The organism is Pseudarthrobacter sp. NPDC055928 (genome assembly GCF_042270935.1).
In the GTDB taxonomy this organism is placed as follows: Bacteria; Actinomycetota; Actinomycetes; order Actinomycetales; family Micrococcaceae; genus Arthrobacter.
In genome coordinates, this window is record NZ_JBHJZH010000013.1 from 145,699 (window position 1) to 161,441 (window position 15,743).

General features: G+C 64.0%; 16 protein-coding genes and 1 pseudogene. 3 read left to right on the plus strand and 14 right to left on the minus strand.

Going from position 1 to position 15,743, the window contains the following annotated elements; translation table 11 throughout:
- Positions 1-226 precede the first annotated feature (226 nt).
- Positions 227-460 carry a DUF3073 domain-containing protein gene (locus ACFC25_RS16480; RefSeq protein ID WP_310165386.1) on the plus strand — a complete coding sequence of 78 codons (234 nt, stop codon included), beginning with the start codon at positions 227-229 and terminating at the stop codon, positions 458-460.
- 292 nt (positions 461-752) lie between these two features.
- The gene (locus ACFC25_RS16485; RefSeq protein ID WP_376047002.1) at positions 753-1,532 is read left to right on the plus strand and encodes a VOC family protein; all 780 of its coding nucleotides are present in this window, start codon (positions 753-755) and stop codon (positions 1,530-1,532) included.
- A 68-nt stretch (positions 1,533-1,600) separates the two neighbouring features.
- Here the strand turns inward: ACFC25_RS16485 and purM are convergent, their stop codons facing one another.
- The 9 genes and pseudogenes from purM to ACFC25_RS16530 form a co-directional block, all read right to left on the minus strand.
- On the minus strand, positions 1,601-2,761 hold the full coding sequence (gene purM, locus ACFC25_RS16490) for a phosphoribosylformylglycinamidine cyclo-ligase (protein WP_337347331.1): 1,161 nt from the start codon (positions 2,759-2,761) through the stop codon (positions 1,601-1,603).
- Positions 2,758-4,440, minus strand: a complete 1,683-nt coding sequence (gene purF / locus ACFC25_RS16495; RefSeq protein ID WP_376047006.1) for an amidophosphoribosyltransferase — start codon at positions 4,438-4,440, stop codon at positions 2,758-2,760. Before purF ends, purM begins: the two co-directional genes overlap by 4 nt.
- A 94-nt stretch (positions 4,441-4,534) precedes the next feature.
- Entirely contained in the window at positions 4,535-4,849 is a 315-nt protein-coding gene (locus ACFC25_RS16500) for a hypothetical protein (RefSeq protein ID WP_337347329.1), read from the minus strand.
- 161 nt (positions 4,850-5,010) lie between these two features.
- Positions 5,011-5,349 carry a hydroxyisourate hydrolase gene (gene uraH / locus ACFC25_RS16505; RefSeq protein WP_337347328.1) on the minus strand — a complete coding sequence of 113 codons (339 nt, stop codon included), beginning with the start codon at positions 5,347-5,349 and terminating at the stop codon, positions 5,011-5,013.
- Positions 5,346-5,843 (minus strand): 2-oxo-4-hydroxy-4-carboxy-5-ureidoimidazoline decarboxylase, encoded by a 498-nt coding sequence (uraD, locus tag ACFC25_RS16510; protein ID WP_376047011.1) that lies wholly within the window; start codon positions 5,841-5,843, stop codon positions 5,346-5,348. Before uraD ends, uraH begins: the two co-directional genes overlap by 4 nt.
- A gap of 231 nt (positions 5,844-6,074) precedes the next feature.
- The gene (locus tag ACFC25_RS16515; protein WP_376047014.1) at positions 6,075-6,500 is read right to left on the minus strand and encodes an ATP-binding protein; all 426 of its coding nucleotides are present in this window, start codon (positions 6,498-6,500) and stop codon (positions 6,075-6,077) included.
- Positions 6,493-6,825 carry an STAS domain-containing protein gene (locus ACFC25_RS16520; RefSeq protein WP_111909217.1) on the minus strand — a complete coding sequence of 111 codons (333 nt, stop codon included), beginning with the start codon at positions 6,823-6,825 and terminating at the stop codon, positions 6,493-6,495. Before ACFC25_RS16520 ends, ACFC25_RS16515 begins: the two co-directional genes overlap by 8 nt.
- Positions 6,815-8,785, minus strand: coding sequence for a glycosyltransferase family 2 protein (locus tag ACFC25_RS16525; protein WP_376047017.1), 1,971 nt, complete (start codon positions 8,783-8,785; stop codon positions 6,815-6,817). The genes ACFC25_RS16520 and ACFC25_RS16525 overlap by 11 nt, the downstream gene beginning before the upstream one ends.
- Positions 8,782-9,893, minus strand: a pseudogene (locus ACFC25_RS16530) (PP2C family protein-serine/threonine phosphatase). Before ACFC25_RS16530 ends, ACFC25_RS16525 begins: the two are co-directional and overlap by 4 nt.
- Positions 9,894-10,141: 248 nt before the next feature.
- Between ACFC25_RS16530 and ACFC25_RS16535 the strand changes: the two are divergent.
- A complete protein-coding gene (locus tag ACFC25_RS16535; RefSeq protein WP_337347323.1) occupies positions 10,142-10,468 on the plus strand; it encodes a hypothetical protein in 327 nt (108 codons plus the stop codon).
- Positions 10,469-10,723: 255 nt separating this feature from the next.
- Here ACFC25_RS16535 and ACFC25_RS16540 read toward each other — a convergent pair whose 3' ends face one another.
- The 5 genes from ACFC25_RS16540 to ACFC25_RS16560 all read right to left on the minus strand — a co-directional run.
- Positions 10,724-11,296 (minus strand): GNAT family N-acetyltransferase, encoded by a 573-nt coding sequence (locus ACFC25_RS16540; protein WP_337352104.1) that lies wholly within the window; start codon positions 11,294-11,296, stop codon positions 10,724-10,726.
- A 75-nt stretch (positions 11,297-11,371) separates the two neighbouring features.
- Positions 11,372-13,576 (minus strand): glycogen debranching N-terminal domain-containing protein, encoded by a 2,205-nt coding sequence (locus ACFC25_RS16545; protein WP_337352105.1) that lies wholly within the window; start codon positions 13,574-13,576, stop codon positions 11,372-11,374.
- A 121-nt stretch (positions 13,577-13,697) separates the two neighbouring features.
- Complete coding sequence (locus ACFC25_RS16550; protein WP_337347320.1) at positions 13,698-13,913, minus strand: hypothetical protein; 216 nt, start codon at positions 13,911-13,913, stop codon at positions 13,698-13,700.
- A 241-nt stretch (positions 13,914-14,154) separates the two neighbouring features.
- On the minus strand, positions 14,155-14,847 hold the full coding sequence (locus ACFC25_RS16555) for a GntR family transcriptional regulator (RefSeq protein WP_337347319.1): 693 nt from the start codon (positions 14,845-14,847) through the stop codon (positions 14,155-14,157).
- Between the two features lie 38 nt (positions 14,848-14,885).
- Positions 14,886-15,743: FAD-dependent oxidoreductase (locus ACFC25_RS16560; protein WP_376047023.1), on the minus strand; the 858-nt coding region annotated here is incomplete at its 5' end.

Below are 15,743 nucleotides of genomic sequence, written 5' to 3' on the forward strand. Positions count from 1 at the left end.
CCGGTGTTCAGCAGTTGATGAAGCGACTCTATCGAACAAAAAACCCGGGAACCCTGTTGTTCGGCGCGATCGGCGTCCCCGACATGCCGTCCGGGGGCGGCTGCTGGCAAGCATGGGCTGCCGAAAGCATGTAATCTAGGTGTACGACAAATTGACCAAACATTCCGGGGCCTCACCGATAGCCAAGGTGACCACCTCCGGTCCAAGTACAAAAGGGGGTCACGCCATGGGGCGCGGCCGTCAAAAGGCAAAAGCTACCAAGCAGGCTCGGGATATTAAGTACTACTCCCCGAACACTGACTATTCGGCACTTCAGCGTGAGCTGACGGGTCCGGGCAGTCGTGCCACGAGCCATTTCGCGAATGAACCGGTTGAACCGGATTATTCGGCTTATGTGGATAAGTACGCGGACGATTTGGAAGAAGACGACGACGACGTAGACAGCCGTCGGATCGGCTAGTTGTCACAGGCCGGCGTAGCCGCAAGGCGCCCGGATCCCGCGACGCCGCAGTACGATCGGATGCCGCATCCTATCCGTCAGTACAGCGCTTCTTGAGCAGCACCCAGGATCCGGACGGACCCCGTGGTGTCTCGTGATTTACAGAGTTAACCTCAGCCATTCTGTGCTGACCTCATTTATTGGGCCCGTTGCCTGAACCGGATACCGGTGCAGGCAACGGGCTTTTTGGTGTTGACTGGTGGTGTCGACCCAGGGGGACCTACCCCACCGCTGTCACCGCGAAAGGACCTCCATGTCCGAAAACTCCAGTTCACCTACGTACCGGCATGGTGAGCCCTGCTGGGCGGATGTCCAGACCCGTGATGTTGCCGCGGCCAAAGACTTCTATGCCGCGGTTTTCGGCTGGCGTTTCGAGGATCTGCCCACGCCCGATGGCCGGAGCTATGCCAAAGCCTTCCTGGGCGAGGATCTTGTGGCCACGATCGCCCCGCAGAACCCGCATCAGGAGTCCCTGGGCACCAACGCGCAGTGGAACATCTACCTGGCGGCAGACGACGCCAAGGCAATAGCGGAAGAAGCGACACGCCTCGGTGGCGCAGTCCAGTTTGGTCCTGAGCAGGTGGCTGACACCGGGGTGATGGTCTTCGTTGATCCGCCTGGTGGCGGCACCACGGGCGTCTGGCAGCCAGGGACGCATACTGGCGCCGAACGCTACAACGAACCCGGTGCGCTCTCGTGGGCGGAACTGCTCACGCCCGAGCCGCAGGCCGCCGTCGGATTTTTCCAGCAGCTCTTCGGCCACGAGGTCACCGAGTATCCCCAGGACGACGGCGGCACGTACACCACGCTCATGGTGGGCGGTGCGGAGGTGGCCGGGATAGCCGCGGCTGAGGATGAGGCCGGCTGGCAGATCTACTTCGGTGCCACCGACGTCGCCGAAACGGTACGAAAGGCAGTGGCGGCCGGGGCCGACGTACTGATCGAACCCGACGTCTCAGACCCCGACGCCCCCGGGGCCACGGCCACCCTCAAGGATCCGCAGGGCGGCGTTTTTAGCCTGCTGGAGGTTTAACGCACCGAGTGCTCCACACCGGCCCGAGCCTGGAGGCTAGGGACCGGTGGGAGCACTCGATGAGGGGCTTAGGCGTAGGCGTTGACCAGGCGGACAGCGCCGCCGTCCACGCCCTTGGCGCCCTGGACGTAGTCCGGGCCGGACTTGAGGATGGAGTCCGAGTCGGCCGTGACGGTGCCCATGATCCAGGACGGCAGGCCGCGGTCGTTAAGGCGGGCCACGGCGGCGTCGGCAGCCTCGGCGGACACGATGGCCACCATGCCCACACCCAGGTTCAGGGTGCGCTCCAGATCAGCCAGCGGGACGTTGCCCAGCTCGGAAACCAGCTTGAAGATGGCGGGCAGTTCCCAGGTGGCGCGGTCCACGGTGGCTACGAGCCCCTGCGGAAGCACGCGGGCCAGGTTGGCGGCGAGGCCTCCGCCGGTGACGTGGCTGAAACCGTGTACGGCATGTGCGCTGTTCACGGGGAACGCGCGGGCGAGGTCCAGGCAGTCGGCGGCGTAGACGCGCGTGGGCTCCAGCAGTTCCTCACCCAGGGTGCGGCCAAGTTCTGAGACTTGGCGGTCCAGTGCCCAACCGGCGTGGTTGATGACGCGGCGGACCAGCGAGTAGCCGTTGGAGTGCAGGCCGGAGGAGGCCATGCCGATCACCACGTCGCCGGCGCGGACGCGGTCCGGGCCCAGCAGTTCAGAGGCTTCGACAACACCGGTGGCTGCACCGGCGACATCGTATTCGTGTTCGCCCAGCAGGCCGGGGTGCTCGGCGGTCTCGCCGCCCACCAGGGCGGTGCCGGCCACGGAGCAAGCTGCGGCGATGCCGCGGACGATGTCGGCGATGCGTTCGGGAACAACCTTGCCGCAGGCGATGTAGTCGGTCATGTAGAGCGGCTCTGCACCGACCACCACGATGTCGTCCACCACCATGCCCACCAAGTCAAAGCCGATGGTGTCGTGGATGTCCATGGCCTGCGCGATGGCAACCTTGGTACCTACGCCGTCGGTGGACGTGGCCAGCAGTGGGCGCTTGTAGGTCAGCAGCCTGGAGACGTCGTACAGCCCGGCGAAGCCGCCGACACCGCCGATCACGGAGGAGTTGTGGGTGGCCTTCACGGCACCCTTCATCAGCTCGACGGCGCGGTCGCCGGCTTCGACGTCAACACCGGCGGAGGCATAGGTGATGCCCGCGGCGCTGTCTGAAGCGTTGGCGGCGGCGGGGGTTGCGGAAGTCATACGGACTCTTTCTTGTCAGCGCCGATGGTGGTGGCGTGTACGTCTGGCACAAGGTCGGCTTCGGTCAGCAGGTTTTCGAACTCGGCGTCCGGCCCAGGGTCGCAGCCCGTGGCGCCGGCTTTCCCGGCCGGATCCTCGGCGTCGTCGACGGAGGAAACAGTCAGGGCGGCAGTGGCGCCCGGGAGGGCAGAGGGCGACGGCGTGAGGCCGCCGAGGTCGGTACGCTCCAGCAGGTTCTTGCCCAGCTTGTCCGAGCCCGGGAGCTCGATGGGGTACTTGCCCGTGAAGCAGGCCGTGCAGAGGCGTTCGCGTGGCTGGCGCGTGGCGTTGATCATGCCGTCTTCGGAGATGTACGCGAGGGAGTCGGCCCCAATAGCCTGGGTGATTTCCTCGATCGTGGCGCCGTTGGCGATCAGCTCCGCCCGTGAGGCGAAGTCGATGCCGTAGAAGCAGGGCCATTTCACGGGCGGGGAGGAGATCTTGATGTGGACGCTCGCGGCGCCCGCTTCCCGGAGCATCCGCACGATGGCCCGCTGGGTGTTGCCGCGCACGATGGAGTCGTCCACCACCACAACGCGCTTGCCGCGGATGACGGATTCCAGGGCGTTGAGCTTGAGCCGGATGCCGAGCTGGCGCAGTGTCTGCGAGGGCTGGATGAACGTGCGTCCCACGTAGGAGTTCTTGACGAAGCCGTGCGCGAACGGGATGCCGGATTCTTCGGCATAGCCCACGGCCGCGGGTGTTCCCGATTCCGGCACGGGGATGACGATGTCCGCTTCCTGGGTGTTCTCGCGAGCCAGTTGACGGCCCATTTCAACGCGGGACTCGTAGACGGAGCGGCCGGCGATTGCGGCGTCCGGACGGGCGAGGTAGACGTATTCGAAAACGCAGCCGGCCGGCGTGGCCTCGGCGAAGCGCTGTGAGCGGACGCCGTCCTCATCGATGGCGATGAACTCGCCGGGCTCGATCTCGCGGATGAAGCTTGCGCCCACGGTGGCGAGGGCGGACTGTTCGGAGGCGACAACCCAGCCGCGTTCCAGGCGGCCCAGGACCAGGGGACGGATGCCGTAGGTGTCGCGTGCGGCGTAAAGGGTGCCTTCGTCCATGAACACGAAGCAGAAGCCGCCCTTGATCTTGGGCAGGAGCTCGATGGCGGTCTGTTCGAGGGTCTTGCCCTCTTCGCCTTCGAGCAGCGCCGTAACCAGCGCAGTATCGGAGGTGTTGCCCTGCTTCATTTCGCCGCTGAGCTGGCCGCCGTTGCGTTCCAGGATCATGGTGTTGAGTTCGGCGGTGTTGGTCAGGTTGCCGTTGTGCGCCAGCGCCACGGTGCCGGTGCTGGTAGCCCCGAGGGTGGGCTGGGCGTTGGCCCAGTGGCTGGCTCCGGTGGTGGAGTAGCGACAGTGTCCCACTGCCAGGTGCCCGGTCAGGGTGTTCAGCGTGGTTTCGTCGAAGACTTGGGAAACGAGCCCCATGTCCTTATAGACGTTGATCCGCTTGCCGTCGCTGGTAGCAATACCAGCCGACTCCTGACCGCGGTGCTGCAGTGCATACAGCCCGTAATAGGTGAGTTTTGCTACTTCTTCACCTGGTGCCCAGACCCCGAAGACGCCACAAGCGTCCTGAGGGCCTTTTTCGCCAGGGAGAAGATCATGAGAAAGTTTTCCATCGCCGCGTGCCACTGGTCGATTATCTCACGACATGGGGTAAGACTTTTCCGCGGCGGCGTTTGTGACTGGCGGCGCGGTTGTGCCTGTGCTTGTGCTGCACTGGCGACTACGGCGCTGCGCCGTCGTCGGGTTCCGAGTCGGGGACGGCTTCTACGATGGCGCGCTGCTGGCGTTTGACGCTCCGCCGGTCCAGCAGAAGGGCCGTGACAGCGCCTAGGATCGCCCCGCCGGCGCCGAACATGACCAGGAAGAACCCAAAAACAGACCCGCGGTCAAAGCTCTCGTCGCCGGGGAGCCCGTAGGCGATCACGGCAGCCACCACGACGCCGACGAGGCCGCCGAGGATGAGGAAGGGCACATATTTAGGTGCCCGGCGGACGGTGATTTCGCGCCGTTCAGCGGGGGTTTCTTCAAAAGCCATGCCATCAAGCCTACTGCGGGCCGGAAGGGGGGGAGTTCACAACCGGAATGCGTGACTTTTGGCCCGCACCAGCACGCCGGCCTCCGCCATTCCAGCGCGCCGGTGCCCAGCCCTGCCAAAAGTGACGCAATTGCGTCGAAGGCTCCCGGCCAGCGGAGGGATCAGCTGCCGCGGTAGGTGGAATACGCGAACGGGCTCAGCAGCAGCGGCACGTGGTAGTGCTCCGCGCCGGTCACCTCGAAGACGAGGTCCACTTCGGGGAAGAACGTGGCCGTGCCGAGGGCGGCGTAGTACTCACCGGTGCCGAAGTTGAGCCGGTAGCGCCCGGGTGCCAGTTGCTCTGGACCGAGGTCTTTGGCGCGGCCGTCCGCATCCGTTGCGGAGGCGGCGAGCTGATGCCAAGTGCCGCCGTCGTGCTGTGAAAGGACGACGGCGACCCCCGCCGCCGGACGTCCGGCACCGGTGTCCAGGACATGGGTGGTGACATGGGAAACGCTCATTCGCTGATCACTCCTTCAAGGCGCAGCAGCGCGATTTCGCGCAGTTGCTGGGCGACTATGGCATCTTCCTCGGCCGGCGAATTGCTGAGCCGGGTGTTGAGTGCGGCCAGGATTTCGGGGGCAGTCCGTCCGGCGGCGCGGATCAGGAAGACCCTGCCGAACTTTTCCTCATAGGCGCGGTTTCCGGCAGCCAGCGCCGCGGCGGTCCCGTTGTCCGAAGGGTCCACGCCGGACTGCTCCGAGCGGGACATGGATGCCTCGGCTGTGTTGGCCGTTGGCCGTTCGCCGATGCGGGGGTGGTGTGCCATGGCGGCTTCAACCTCGGCAGCGGTGAAGGGTGCAGCGGCTTGGGCGGCAAAGTCCAGGAGTGTTGCCCGGGAGCTGAAAGGGCGTGCCGCGGTGATGGCCTCAATCCAGCGCTGGACGTCGATGCAGGGTTTCAGGGCGTCGGCGGCCACGGCCGTGTCCGCGCTGTTGAATTCGGCAAGCTTCATGCTGGCTGGTTCCTCATTGCAAATGCTGGCATCCATGGTGACGGCTATGCGGAGGACCGGCTTTCCGGCGGCTTTCAAAACGAAGCTTCCGCATCATGGAACTGTTATTTCAGCATACGTAATATTGAAGTCGACAGTGTGCGTGGTGTCAAGAGAGGCTTGGCCTGCAGGAATACGGGCTCACGCCGCCGGAGCCCTTGGAGAGCTATATGAATCCGAACCGGGACGCCTTCAGTCCTGGGATGTCCTGGTGAGGACCCACGTATTGGTGCCGTCCTGCCGTTCGAACGTCACAGTGGTGACCAGCGCCTGGATGAGGGCCAGCCCGCGCCCGGATTCGGAGTCGTCGTCGGGCGTTCCCGGCTCCATCGGGCCGAAAGGCGGCTTCGCATAAAAGGCACTGACCCTGGCGCGAAGGAGCGCGGGCTGGACACTGATGTCCACACCCAGTTCTACCGGCTTTTCCGCGTTGGCCGGCTCAGCGTGCTGGACGATATTGGACGCCGATTCGATGACGGCCGTGGTAAACGTCATCTGGTCCACGGCCTGGACCAAAGGGGCGTCCTCCCAGAGGCCGTCCAGCTCGTTGTGGACGGACTCGATGGCCTCGGCATCAGCCAACCCATGGAAGCTCCGGTGAGCCAAGACCTCAGTCATTGCTGAACGCCTCTTCGGCGGAAGCGTAGGAGGTCAGGACGCGGTCCATGCTGGTCAGTTCCAGCACCATCTTCACCTGCGGCTGCACGGCTGCGATCCGAAGGTCGCCGCCCGCCTGCCGGGCCGCCTTGAGGCAGCCGATCAGGGCGCCGAGGCCGGAGGAGTCCATAAATGCCGTATTCTCCAGGTTCACCACGATCCGGGAGGAACCGCCGGCGATCACATCGGTGACGAATTCCCGGAGCTTGGGGGCGGACACCATATTCAGCCGTCCGTCTGCCTTGACCTCCGCGTACGAATCCTTGACCTCGTAACTAAACTCCATTGGGTTTCCTCTCTCCAGCCTCTAGGCCAACAGCGGGTTGGTACCCCTGATACAAAACGGCGCGAACCAGGACGCTCATGACCGCCAAGTCAAAAATAACCCAGGCCACATTCACTAACGTGCCAAGCGGCTCGGCCAATCCGCTGGCGAGCCGGATAATGCCCACGACGGCGGCAACCGCCAGGAGCGCGGACACAATGATTTGCGGTCGGATCAGGCTCCAGCCGGGCCCTCCGGCCTGCCGCGCCTTGGGGGTGACGGCGAATCCCAGGGGCCGGCCGAACCAGACGTTCCGGGCCGCCGTCGAACACGCCTTGATCCACGTGGGGAACAGCGCGAGGCTGTACTGCTGTCCACGCCAGGTGGGGATTCCGCGGCCGGCCACAGCGAACAGCAACTGGTTGGCGATCATGAAGGGAATGAACCGGACGAAGAAGTCCCAGCTCAGGCTGGTGACCGGCAGGATGCCCAGCAGCAGGTAGATGATGGGGGCGGCGAAGTAGATGACCGCCGCATATCCGCTGAGGTAGGTCCACATGGTGGCAAAATACATCAGCCGCTGGCCGATCTTCAGACCCTTCTGGACGAGGGGGTTTTCACGGAGCAGGACCTGGATGGTCCCCTGTGCCCACCTGAGGCGCTGGGTGAGCATGGTCTTCAGGTCCTCGGGCGCCAGGCCGTAGGCCAGGATTTCGTGGTGGTAGACGCTCTCCCAGCCCATGGCGTGCATGCGCATGGCTGTGGCCATATCCTCGGTCACGGAGATGGTGGCCAGGGGCATGACCGGTTGCGCTTCGTCGTTCCGTTCCACGTTCAGGGCGTCCAGGACGGCCTGAACGGATTCCAGTGCGCCCAAGGGAGACCAGTCCCGGGCCGACATGCGCTGGACGGCGTCATCGGCCACTACCGGAACCCCGGCGTCGCCCACGTGTGCCAGCTCCATGGCGGCAATCTCTTCGAGGTCAGCCTGGAGGGCGGAGACGTCCGCCTGGACCAGTGTCTGCACGGCCGCGTCGACGCGGCGGCGCACGCGGTACGTGATCTCACTCAGCGGTTCACCCGCTTCCAGCTGCTCCTGCGCTTGCCGGGTGGCGGCCGCGACCTCGTCCAGCACGTCGGCCACCAGGGGAGTGCCGACGTCGGCCGATTTCCGGGCCTTGCTGATGGCGGAGCGCGATGCCGCGAGCGCGCGCCGGATACTCTTCTCGGTTTCCTTGACGTAGCCCACCAGGCCCAGCTGCATCAGCGCCTCGCGGCGCAGGATGGCGTTGGAGCCGCAGAAGAAGGCTGCGTTCCAGCCGTCCTTCCCCTGCTGGATGGGACCGTAGAACAGCGGGGCCTGGCTGCCCAAGGGATCATCCGCGGGAACATTGCTGAAGTACTGCGGGGTCTGGACGAGGGCCACCCGGCGGTTATTGAAGTAGCCGAGGGTTTTCTCCAGGATGTCCGGCTCGGGGATCTGGTCGGCGTCCAGGATGAGCAGGAATTCGCCGTGCGTGACCATCAGGGCGTTGTTCAGGTTGCCAGCCTTGGCGTGGCGCGGAACATTGGCTGTCCAGTCCTCGCTGCGCGTCACGTAGCCCAGGCCATGCTCTTCGGCGAGGGCCTTGAGCCCGGGCCGGGCGCCGTCGTCAAGGATCCATGTGCTGTGCGGGTGCCGGATCCGCTGGGCCGCCAGGGCGGTAGTCATGACCATGTCCAGGTCTTCGTTGTACGTGGTGATGAAGACGTCAACTGTGGCATCGCTGGGCGGCACCGGGGCCCCTTTGCGGATCTTCAGTTTCCACACGGTCATGCCGAACAGCATCACGTCGATCAGGCTGAACGTCTCCGCCGCCACCAGCGGGACTGCGATCCACCAGGCGTCCCAGTTCAGCGACGCCACCCAGCGCCAGGCCACATAGTTCAGGCCGAAGATGACGGTCAGGACCACCATCAGGCGGGTCCAGAAGCGGCTCACGCCGCGGAGTCTTCCAGCAGGCGCCTCACCACCACCACCGTGACGTCGTCCTCGGCGGACTCCGCGGGGGCGAGGGCGAGGATGGCGTCGCTGGCGGACTGGGCGGAGTCCTGCCCATGCGCCGCGGCCAGCACCGCCCCGGTGAAGGCCTCCACGGAGTCAAAAACGTCCAGGACCCCGTCGCTCACCACCACCAGTGAGTCTCCGGGAGCCAGGTCCAGGGAGAACTGCGGCCAGGCGCTCCCGGCCCATGCACCCACGGGCGGACCTCCGGAGGGAAGCCGGTGGACACCACCGCCTGCCGTGACGTGCAGCGCGAGCCCATGACCGGCGTCGACATAGCTGACATTGCCCGACGCCGCGTCAAGGCGTGCGTGGAACAGGGTGACGAACGAGTTGGACGAATCAAGGTCCGTGGCGATGGCCTGGCTGGCCGATGCGAAGGCTCCGTCCAGGTCCTGTCGGTGGCCCATGGACCGCATCACCGCGCGGACCGTGGCGGCGATGAGCGCTGCGCCCATGCCCTTGCCCATGGCATCGGCGAAGGTCAGGTGGAGCCCGTCCGGGGTTCGGTACCAGTCGTAGAAGTCGCCCCCACGCTGCGGGACGGGCGGAAGACGCCAGCGAGGTCGTAGCCCTGCACCACGACGTCCTCCTTGGGCAGGAGGCTCTGCTGGACCTCGGTGGCGCGCTCAAGCTCGCTGCGGGCGGCTGTGTCCGCGCTGGGGGACAGGCGGCGCCGGAACAGCGCGTTGATCCGGGACTGGAGTTCCCGGGGACTGAAGGGCTTGCTGATGTAGTCATCTGCGCCGTTGTCCAGCCCCGTGAGTTTGTCCAGTTCGTCGGCCCGGGCGGTGAGCATCACGATGAAGGCGTCAGAGAATTCGCGCAGGAGCTTGCAGACCTCAAGGCCGTCCAGATCTGGGAGGTTCAAGTCCAGGGTGACCAGGTCCGGTTTGACGTTCCTGACCAGTTCCACGCCCGGCAGGCCGGACTCGGCTTCAGAGACCTCGAAGCCCTGCTTAGTCAGGATCCGAACCAGCAGCCCACGGATGTCCGGATCGTCCTCTATTACAACGGCGCGGCGAATATCGGGCGTGGAAGGCATAGCTCTACTTCTACCGTATTAAGGCGAGTCAGGCATTGTCACGTGCCTCACTCCCAAGTTAATCCGTGCAAGTTTCCGTCAGACCCGTCGCACGACGTCCTGCTCGGCTGATCTTGAGCAAATCTTGGCATTGGCTTAGGCAGACGTTGAGGAATGCCCGGGACACTCAAAACAGGCAGTAGCTTCCGCCGGACGCTTCCCGGATCCGGCCCGGAAGTTGGACGGCTTGCGGAAAGCGGGGAAGCCACATGGGAAATATCAGCATCGGGGACGAACCAGTGGACCGTCCGTCACGGACCCGGGGACTCCTGAGCGCGGGGATGGACAAGAGCCGGGCATTGTTGCGCCTGTACTTCCACTCGCTCAAGGTCCGGGCCGCGGCCAACGCGCTTGCAGAGGCTTTGGCTGACTCCAAGGAGTCCTCCAGTTGGCCCGGAGATCGCCTGCCGGTGGGCGCCGAACTCTCCGAGAGGGTCGAAAAGCTCACCCACCGCCTCAGCTTGGAAACCAAGGCACACGGCCGCCTGGCAGCGCTCTTCCACGCCGCCGGCAGCGGCGCATTGCGGCCCGCATAGCTGCACCCGGGGCAACGCTTTTCCCGGCTCAACGGCAGCCGTTCCATCCTGGCTCTTTCCGTGCCACACTTGAGGTCAATCGAGTGGCTGGGGCTAACCAGGGTCAGGAGATTGCCGTGAGCTGGATGACAGGCTGGGCGTACCTCATCGGATTCCTCATCACCACGGACGCGCTTCTCCTGGCGCTGTGGCTCATGGATAGGGACTGGCCCAAGCACTGGCGTAAGAAGCACTGACCAGTACAGTTGAGTCGGGTCAGCGCAGGTCCAGGCGCATCACCACGCGCGGGAATCCGTTGAGCACTGACTCCGTATCGGCCACCTTGGTAAACCCGGCCCGTTCAAACAGCTTGCGGGTGCCCACATAGGCCATAGTCAGGTCCACTTTGCTGCCGCGGTTGTCCACTGGATACCCCTCGATGGCGGGTGCCCCGTAGCTGCGGGCAAAGTCAACGGCCCCCTTCAGGAGGTGGTGTGAGATGCCCCCACCCCGGTGCCCGGGCCGGACTCGGATGCACCACACGGACCACACTTCAAGGTCGTCTACGTGCGGGATCCGGCGGTTTCGGGCGAAGCTGGTATCCGAGCGTGGGTGGACAGCCGCCCAGCCTACGACGTCGTCGCCGTCGTAGGCCAACACTCCGGGCGGCGGATCCTGCCGCACCAGTTTCTTCACGAGGTCGCCGCGTTCGGTGCCGTGAAGCTCAAGGTTCTGCTTCGACGGAATGCGGTAGCTCAGGCACCAGCACACGTTGGCGTCCGGCCGCTTGGGGCCAACCACCGCTTTGACGTCCTCGAACTTCGTTGCCGGGCGCACCACGATCGCCATGGCGCCATTTTCCTCGATCCCGCGGGCAATTGGAATGTTTGCCCCTGGCAGCACCTGCGCATCTGGGAGGACTGTTTACGGCGCTGTTGGCGGACGCCGGCCGTCTTGGTTGCCTGGGCCGCCTTTCAGCCGCAGCCCGGCCTCCTCCACGAGTTCAGTCAACCAAGGGCGATGACCCTGGTGGAAAACCATTCCTTCAGGAAGTCCTTGGACGGATGGTTCGGAATTGATGATGTCGATGGTGATGCGGCCGCCGCCTATGGGGGCGTTGGTGATGTGCAAGTCGCCGTAGGAATCCGGGAGTGCAGGGTCCAGCCAGAATCCGCCACGCGAAACATGGGTGTCGTACCGCATCAGGCTCGTCACGAGCTGGATGGGTGTTGTCGCTGCCCACGCTTGAGGCGAGCACGCCGTGGGATAAGGTACGGGTTCAGCGAACTGCTCGCGGCTGAAGCCGCAGAACAGTTCCGGCAACCGCCCGCCTGAATATTCGGCCGCCTCCAGCAGGGCAGTGGAAATCCGCTGGGCCTCTGCCACGAAGCCGTACCGCATGAGTCCGGCCACAATGACCGCGTTGTCATGAGGCCAGACTGAGCCATTGTGGTAGCTCGCAGGATTGTAGGCACCCATATCGCTGGCCAGAGTGCGCACGCCCCAGCCGCTGAACATTTCCGGGGACAGCAACCGTTCGGCCACAAGCGGCGCTTTGTCCTCGTCTATGAGGCCGACCCAGAGGCAATGCCCCATATTGGACGCACACGCATCGACAGGTCTCTTCTTGCCGTCCAGGGCGATAGCGTAGTAACCGCGTTCTGGCAGCCAGAACTGTTCGTTGAACCGCTTCTTCAGCCGGGCGGCGTCATCGGCCAGGCGGGTTGCCAAAGCCTCGTCGCCGGCGTCGAATGCTATCCAGGAACGCGCCATGTAGGCGTCGTAGACATAAGCCTGCACCTCGCACAGCGCAATGGGTGGCTCCGCCATTCGGCCGTCTGCGAAGTTGATTCCGTCCCAGGAGTCCTTCCAGCCCTGGTTGAGGAGGCCTTGGGGGTTGAGCCGCTCATATTCAACGAATCCGTCGCCATCCTTGTCGCCATAGTTGCGGATCCAGTCCAGTGCCCGGTCCGCATGGGGCAGCAGCGCGGCGATGGTGTCCCGGGCGAAACCCCAGCGGCTCACGGTTCCAAGTATCGTCACAAACAGCGGGGTGGCATCGACGCTGCCGTAGTAGATGTGCTTTCCGCCGAGTGAAAGGCCGCTGGAGACATCGAGCCTGACCTCGTGCAGGATCTTTCCCGGTTCCTCCTCGCTGATCGGATCCACCACTTTTCCCTGACGGTCGGCCAGGGTTTGCAAGGTGCCCAGGGCAAGTGAGGGGTCCACTGGCATGGACATCTCCGATGCCCACAGGGAATCCCGGCCAAACAGGGTCATGAACCAGGGAGCGCCGGCGGCCACCACAACCCGCTCAGGATGGTTCGGATCCTCGATCCGGAGCGCGCCCAAATCGTCATAGCTCCGGCGCAGGGTCCGTTCTATGGACTGGTTGCCCATGTGCAGTTTTGGAATTTTCGCCACCCATTCCTGCCTGCGGCGGTCGCGCGGGGATAACCCGTCACCGTCAGGGTGAATGAACGACGGCGGCGCTGGGTTGGCTGGGTCAGCGCCGGTAGGAACGGCGGTAAGGACAGTGCTCCACTGGCCGTGCGGCTCGATGGTCAGGCTGTATGTCAACGCGTCCATCGTGACATCAGCACCGGGGGCCTGGACGCGGAGGCCCTTTCGGATGTCCTGCCAGGTAGCACTGATGCTCAGCGAGTCACCGTCAACTTCCCGGATTTCCTCCCAACGCCGCTGGATGCGGGCTTCCTTGACCTCGAAAAGATCCGCGAAGTCCGCTTCGGCGCGTACGGCCAGAACACATTGGACAGGTTCGATTCCATGATTGCGGACAGTGATGTGTTCCTGGATGCCTGCACCCACCTCCCGGAGGCGCTCCACGATCACCGGACTGTCCGCATACCCGTCCCGGCGGGTTGCCCGGCCCGCGAACAGGGCCCTGTACGGCTCCTTCGTCTCGGCAGCCAGGGGTTCGAGCGACAGGCCATCGAGAGTGATGCTCCAGCGGGACACAATGCGCGTGTCCTGGAAGAAGACGCCGTGTGGAAATTCGGGGTGGATGTCCCCGTTGGGCGAGGAGATGCAGAAGGATGTGCCTTCCACCAAGGTGATCGTCCCTGCCCCTACGGGTCCCGCTGCAGTGTCAGCGTTCCAACCAGCCATGCCGGCCCCTTTGTTGTATCACCGCCGGCTTGCGGGACGATCAAGCCAACCGCTGCCGGGCGCCGCTTTGTCGTAACGACGCTACTCCAGCCTGCGCGAGGATTCCAGAGCAGGGGAGTACTTAGGCAGCACCCGCTGACGGGACCATCAGGTCGTAGTCATCCTCGATATGGAACATCCGACGGTGACCGATCTTGTCTATGACCCAGATGGTCCTGCCATCCTCGGTTCGATCGTCTACGAAACCCCGGTGGCACTCGACGCCGTTCCGGTTGAGATTAACGACGTCTCCGCGCTGGAGGGCTGTCCACGTAGCTGCACGACGGCTTTGTCGCATAACTTTCTGCCTTTCGAATTCATGTGGTGCGAGGTTGCTGGTGGGTGTAGTCGGGGTAGGCCTGCTGCCGGCCCTGGCAGCACTTCCGAGGGTAATCGCCCTCCAGTCTATCGTCGATTGTTGACAATTGCTAGGAGTTGAGTGATTCAGGATGTTCATTCCCCCGCTGAACCCGACCAAAAAGGAAGGCCAGATCCAATGGATCTGGCCTTCCTTTTTGCGAGTTGTCCCGCATCGGTTCTTATGCGGTGATCTCCGTCTTGTCCCGATTGGCGGTGAGATCCTCGACAGCCTTTTGCATGTGGCGTTCGATGGCTTTGTGGAGTTCTTCCCGGTCGCCGGCCTCCAGAAGGTCCAGGAGGTTCTGGTGCTCCTGCACCAAGGCATCAATTCGGGGGTACGCAACGGCCAGATTGAGGATACACATCCTCGATTCCGCAGCCAGGGTGTTGTAGATCCGGATCAAACGCGTGTTGCCCGCCCCGGCCACGAAAGTAGTGTGGAACTGCATATCCAGCCTGGCAATTGCTTGCCAGTCCGACACGGCAACCTGCTTCGCCATGTCTCTAATGATGGCCTTCAATGCCTGGCAGGTGTCCTTAACCTGTTCCTGCCCTGCATCCAGCAGTGCGTCTGCCGCAGTTGATTCCACAGCCTTGCGGACCGTGTAGATCTCCCTGACGTCGTCGTCTGAAAGTTCCAGGACGAACACCCCGCGGTTGCGATGGCTGACCAGGATGCCCTCTTGGGACAACCGCTGCAACGCCTCACGGACAGGGCCCCTTGACGTGCGTAGCTGCCCTGCCAAGACCGATTCATTGATCTGCTCGCCAGGGCGGAAGATCCCCTGGACAATCTGTTCCCGCAGCTGATCCGCGATCAGCTGCGCCGTGGGTCTTCCCTCCAGTACAAACAATCCTTCCGGTGCCGCCATTGCTCTTCCCTCACTTCACTCTTTGCCGATTGCTTTTCTTAGACAGTATTGGATTTCGTTACCCTTGACGCCCACATCGGGGACGAGGCCATGTGGGAGTCACCTTTCCTGGGATGGCCGCGTTGAACGCTCTTGTACCGTTGGGGGCGCGCGAAGTTGAGGCTGTCGAAGGTGCGCTTGCCGAGGGCTTCGTTGGCGGCGATTTCGCCGTAGCCGGTGGCGTTTTTGAAGCCGCCGCCTGAGAAGCCGGTGGCGCAGTAGATTCTGCTTCCTTCGTGGAACCGGCCGAGCAGGGGGTTGCCGTCTGTGGTGAAGAGGTCCGGGAAGGCGTCTGAGCGGACGATGGTGGGGAACAGTCCGGGGAAGAACTCGGTGACAGTTTCGGTGGTTTCTGAGATTTCAGCTGCGCTGAGGTCCCTGGGCACGGCGTTGGGGTCCGGGGTTGGCGCTCCCCGGCCGTCAAGGGTTGCCTTGACTGTGGCGCCGTCCACGGCGGGTGCCCCATACATGGAGCGGTCCCCGGAAATCCGGATAAAGACGGGGAACTTCTTCGGCGAGAATTCCGATGCGTCTTTGGCGACGAACCAGGAGAGGAAGCACCGTTTGGTCTGGGTTGCCGCCTTCAGGTAGTCGGGCATGAGGCGTTGGGACCAGCCGCCGGAGGCGATGATGGCGTTTTCGAAGGTCCAGGTTTTGTTGCCGGAGGTGATGAGGACGCCGTCGGGGGTTTCGGTGATGGTGTTGATGGGGGTGTTGGTGTGGATGGTTGCGCCGTTGGTTTGGGCTGCGGTGATGGCGGCGGTGACGGCGCGGTCGGTGCGCAGGGCGCCGGCGTGGGGGTCGTAGACGGCGATGTCGTCGGGGCGGAGGTTGTGTTGGGGGTAGCGTTCGGCCAT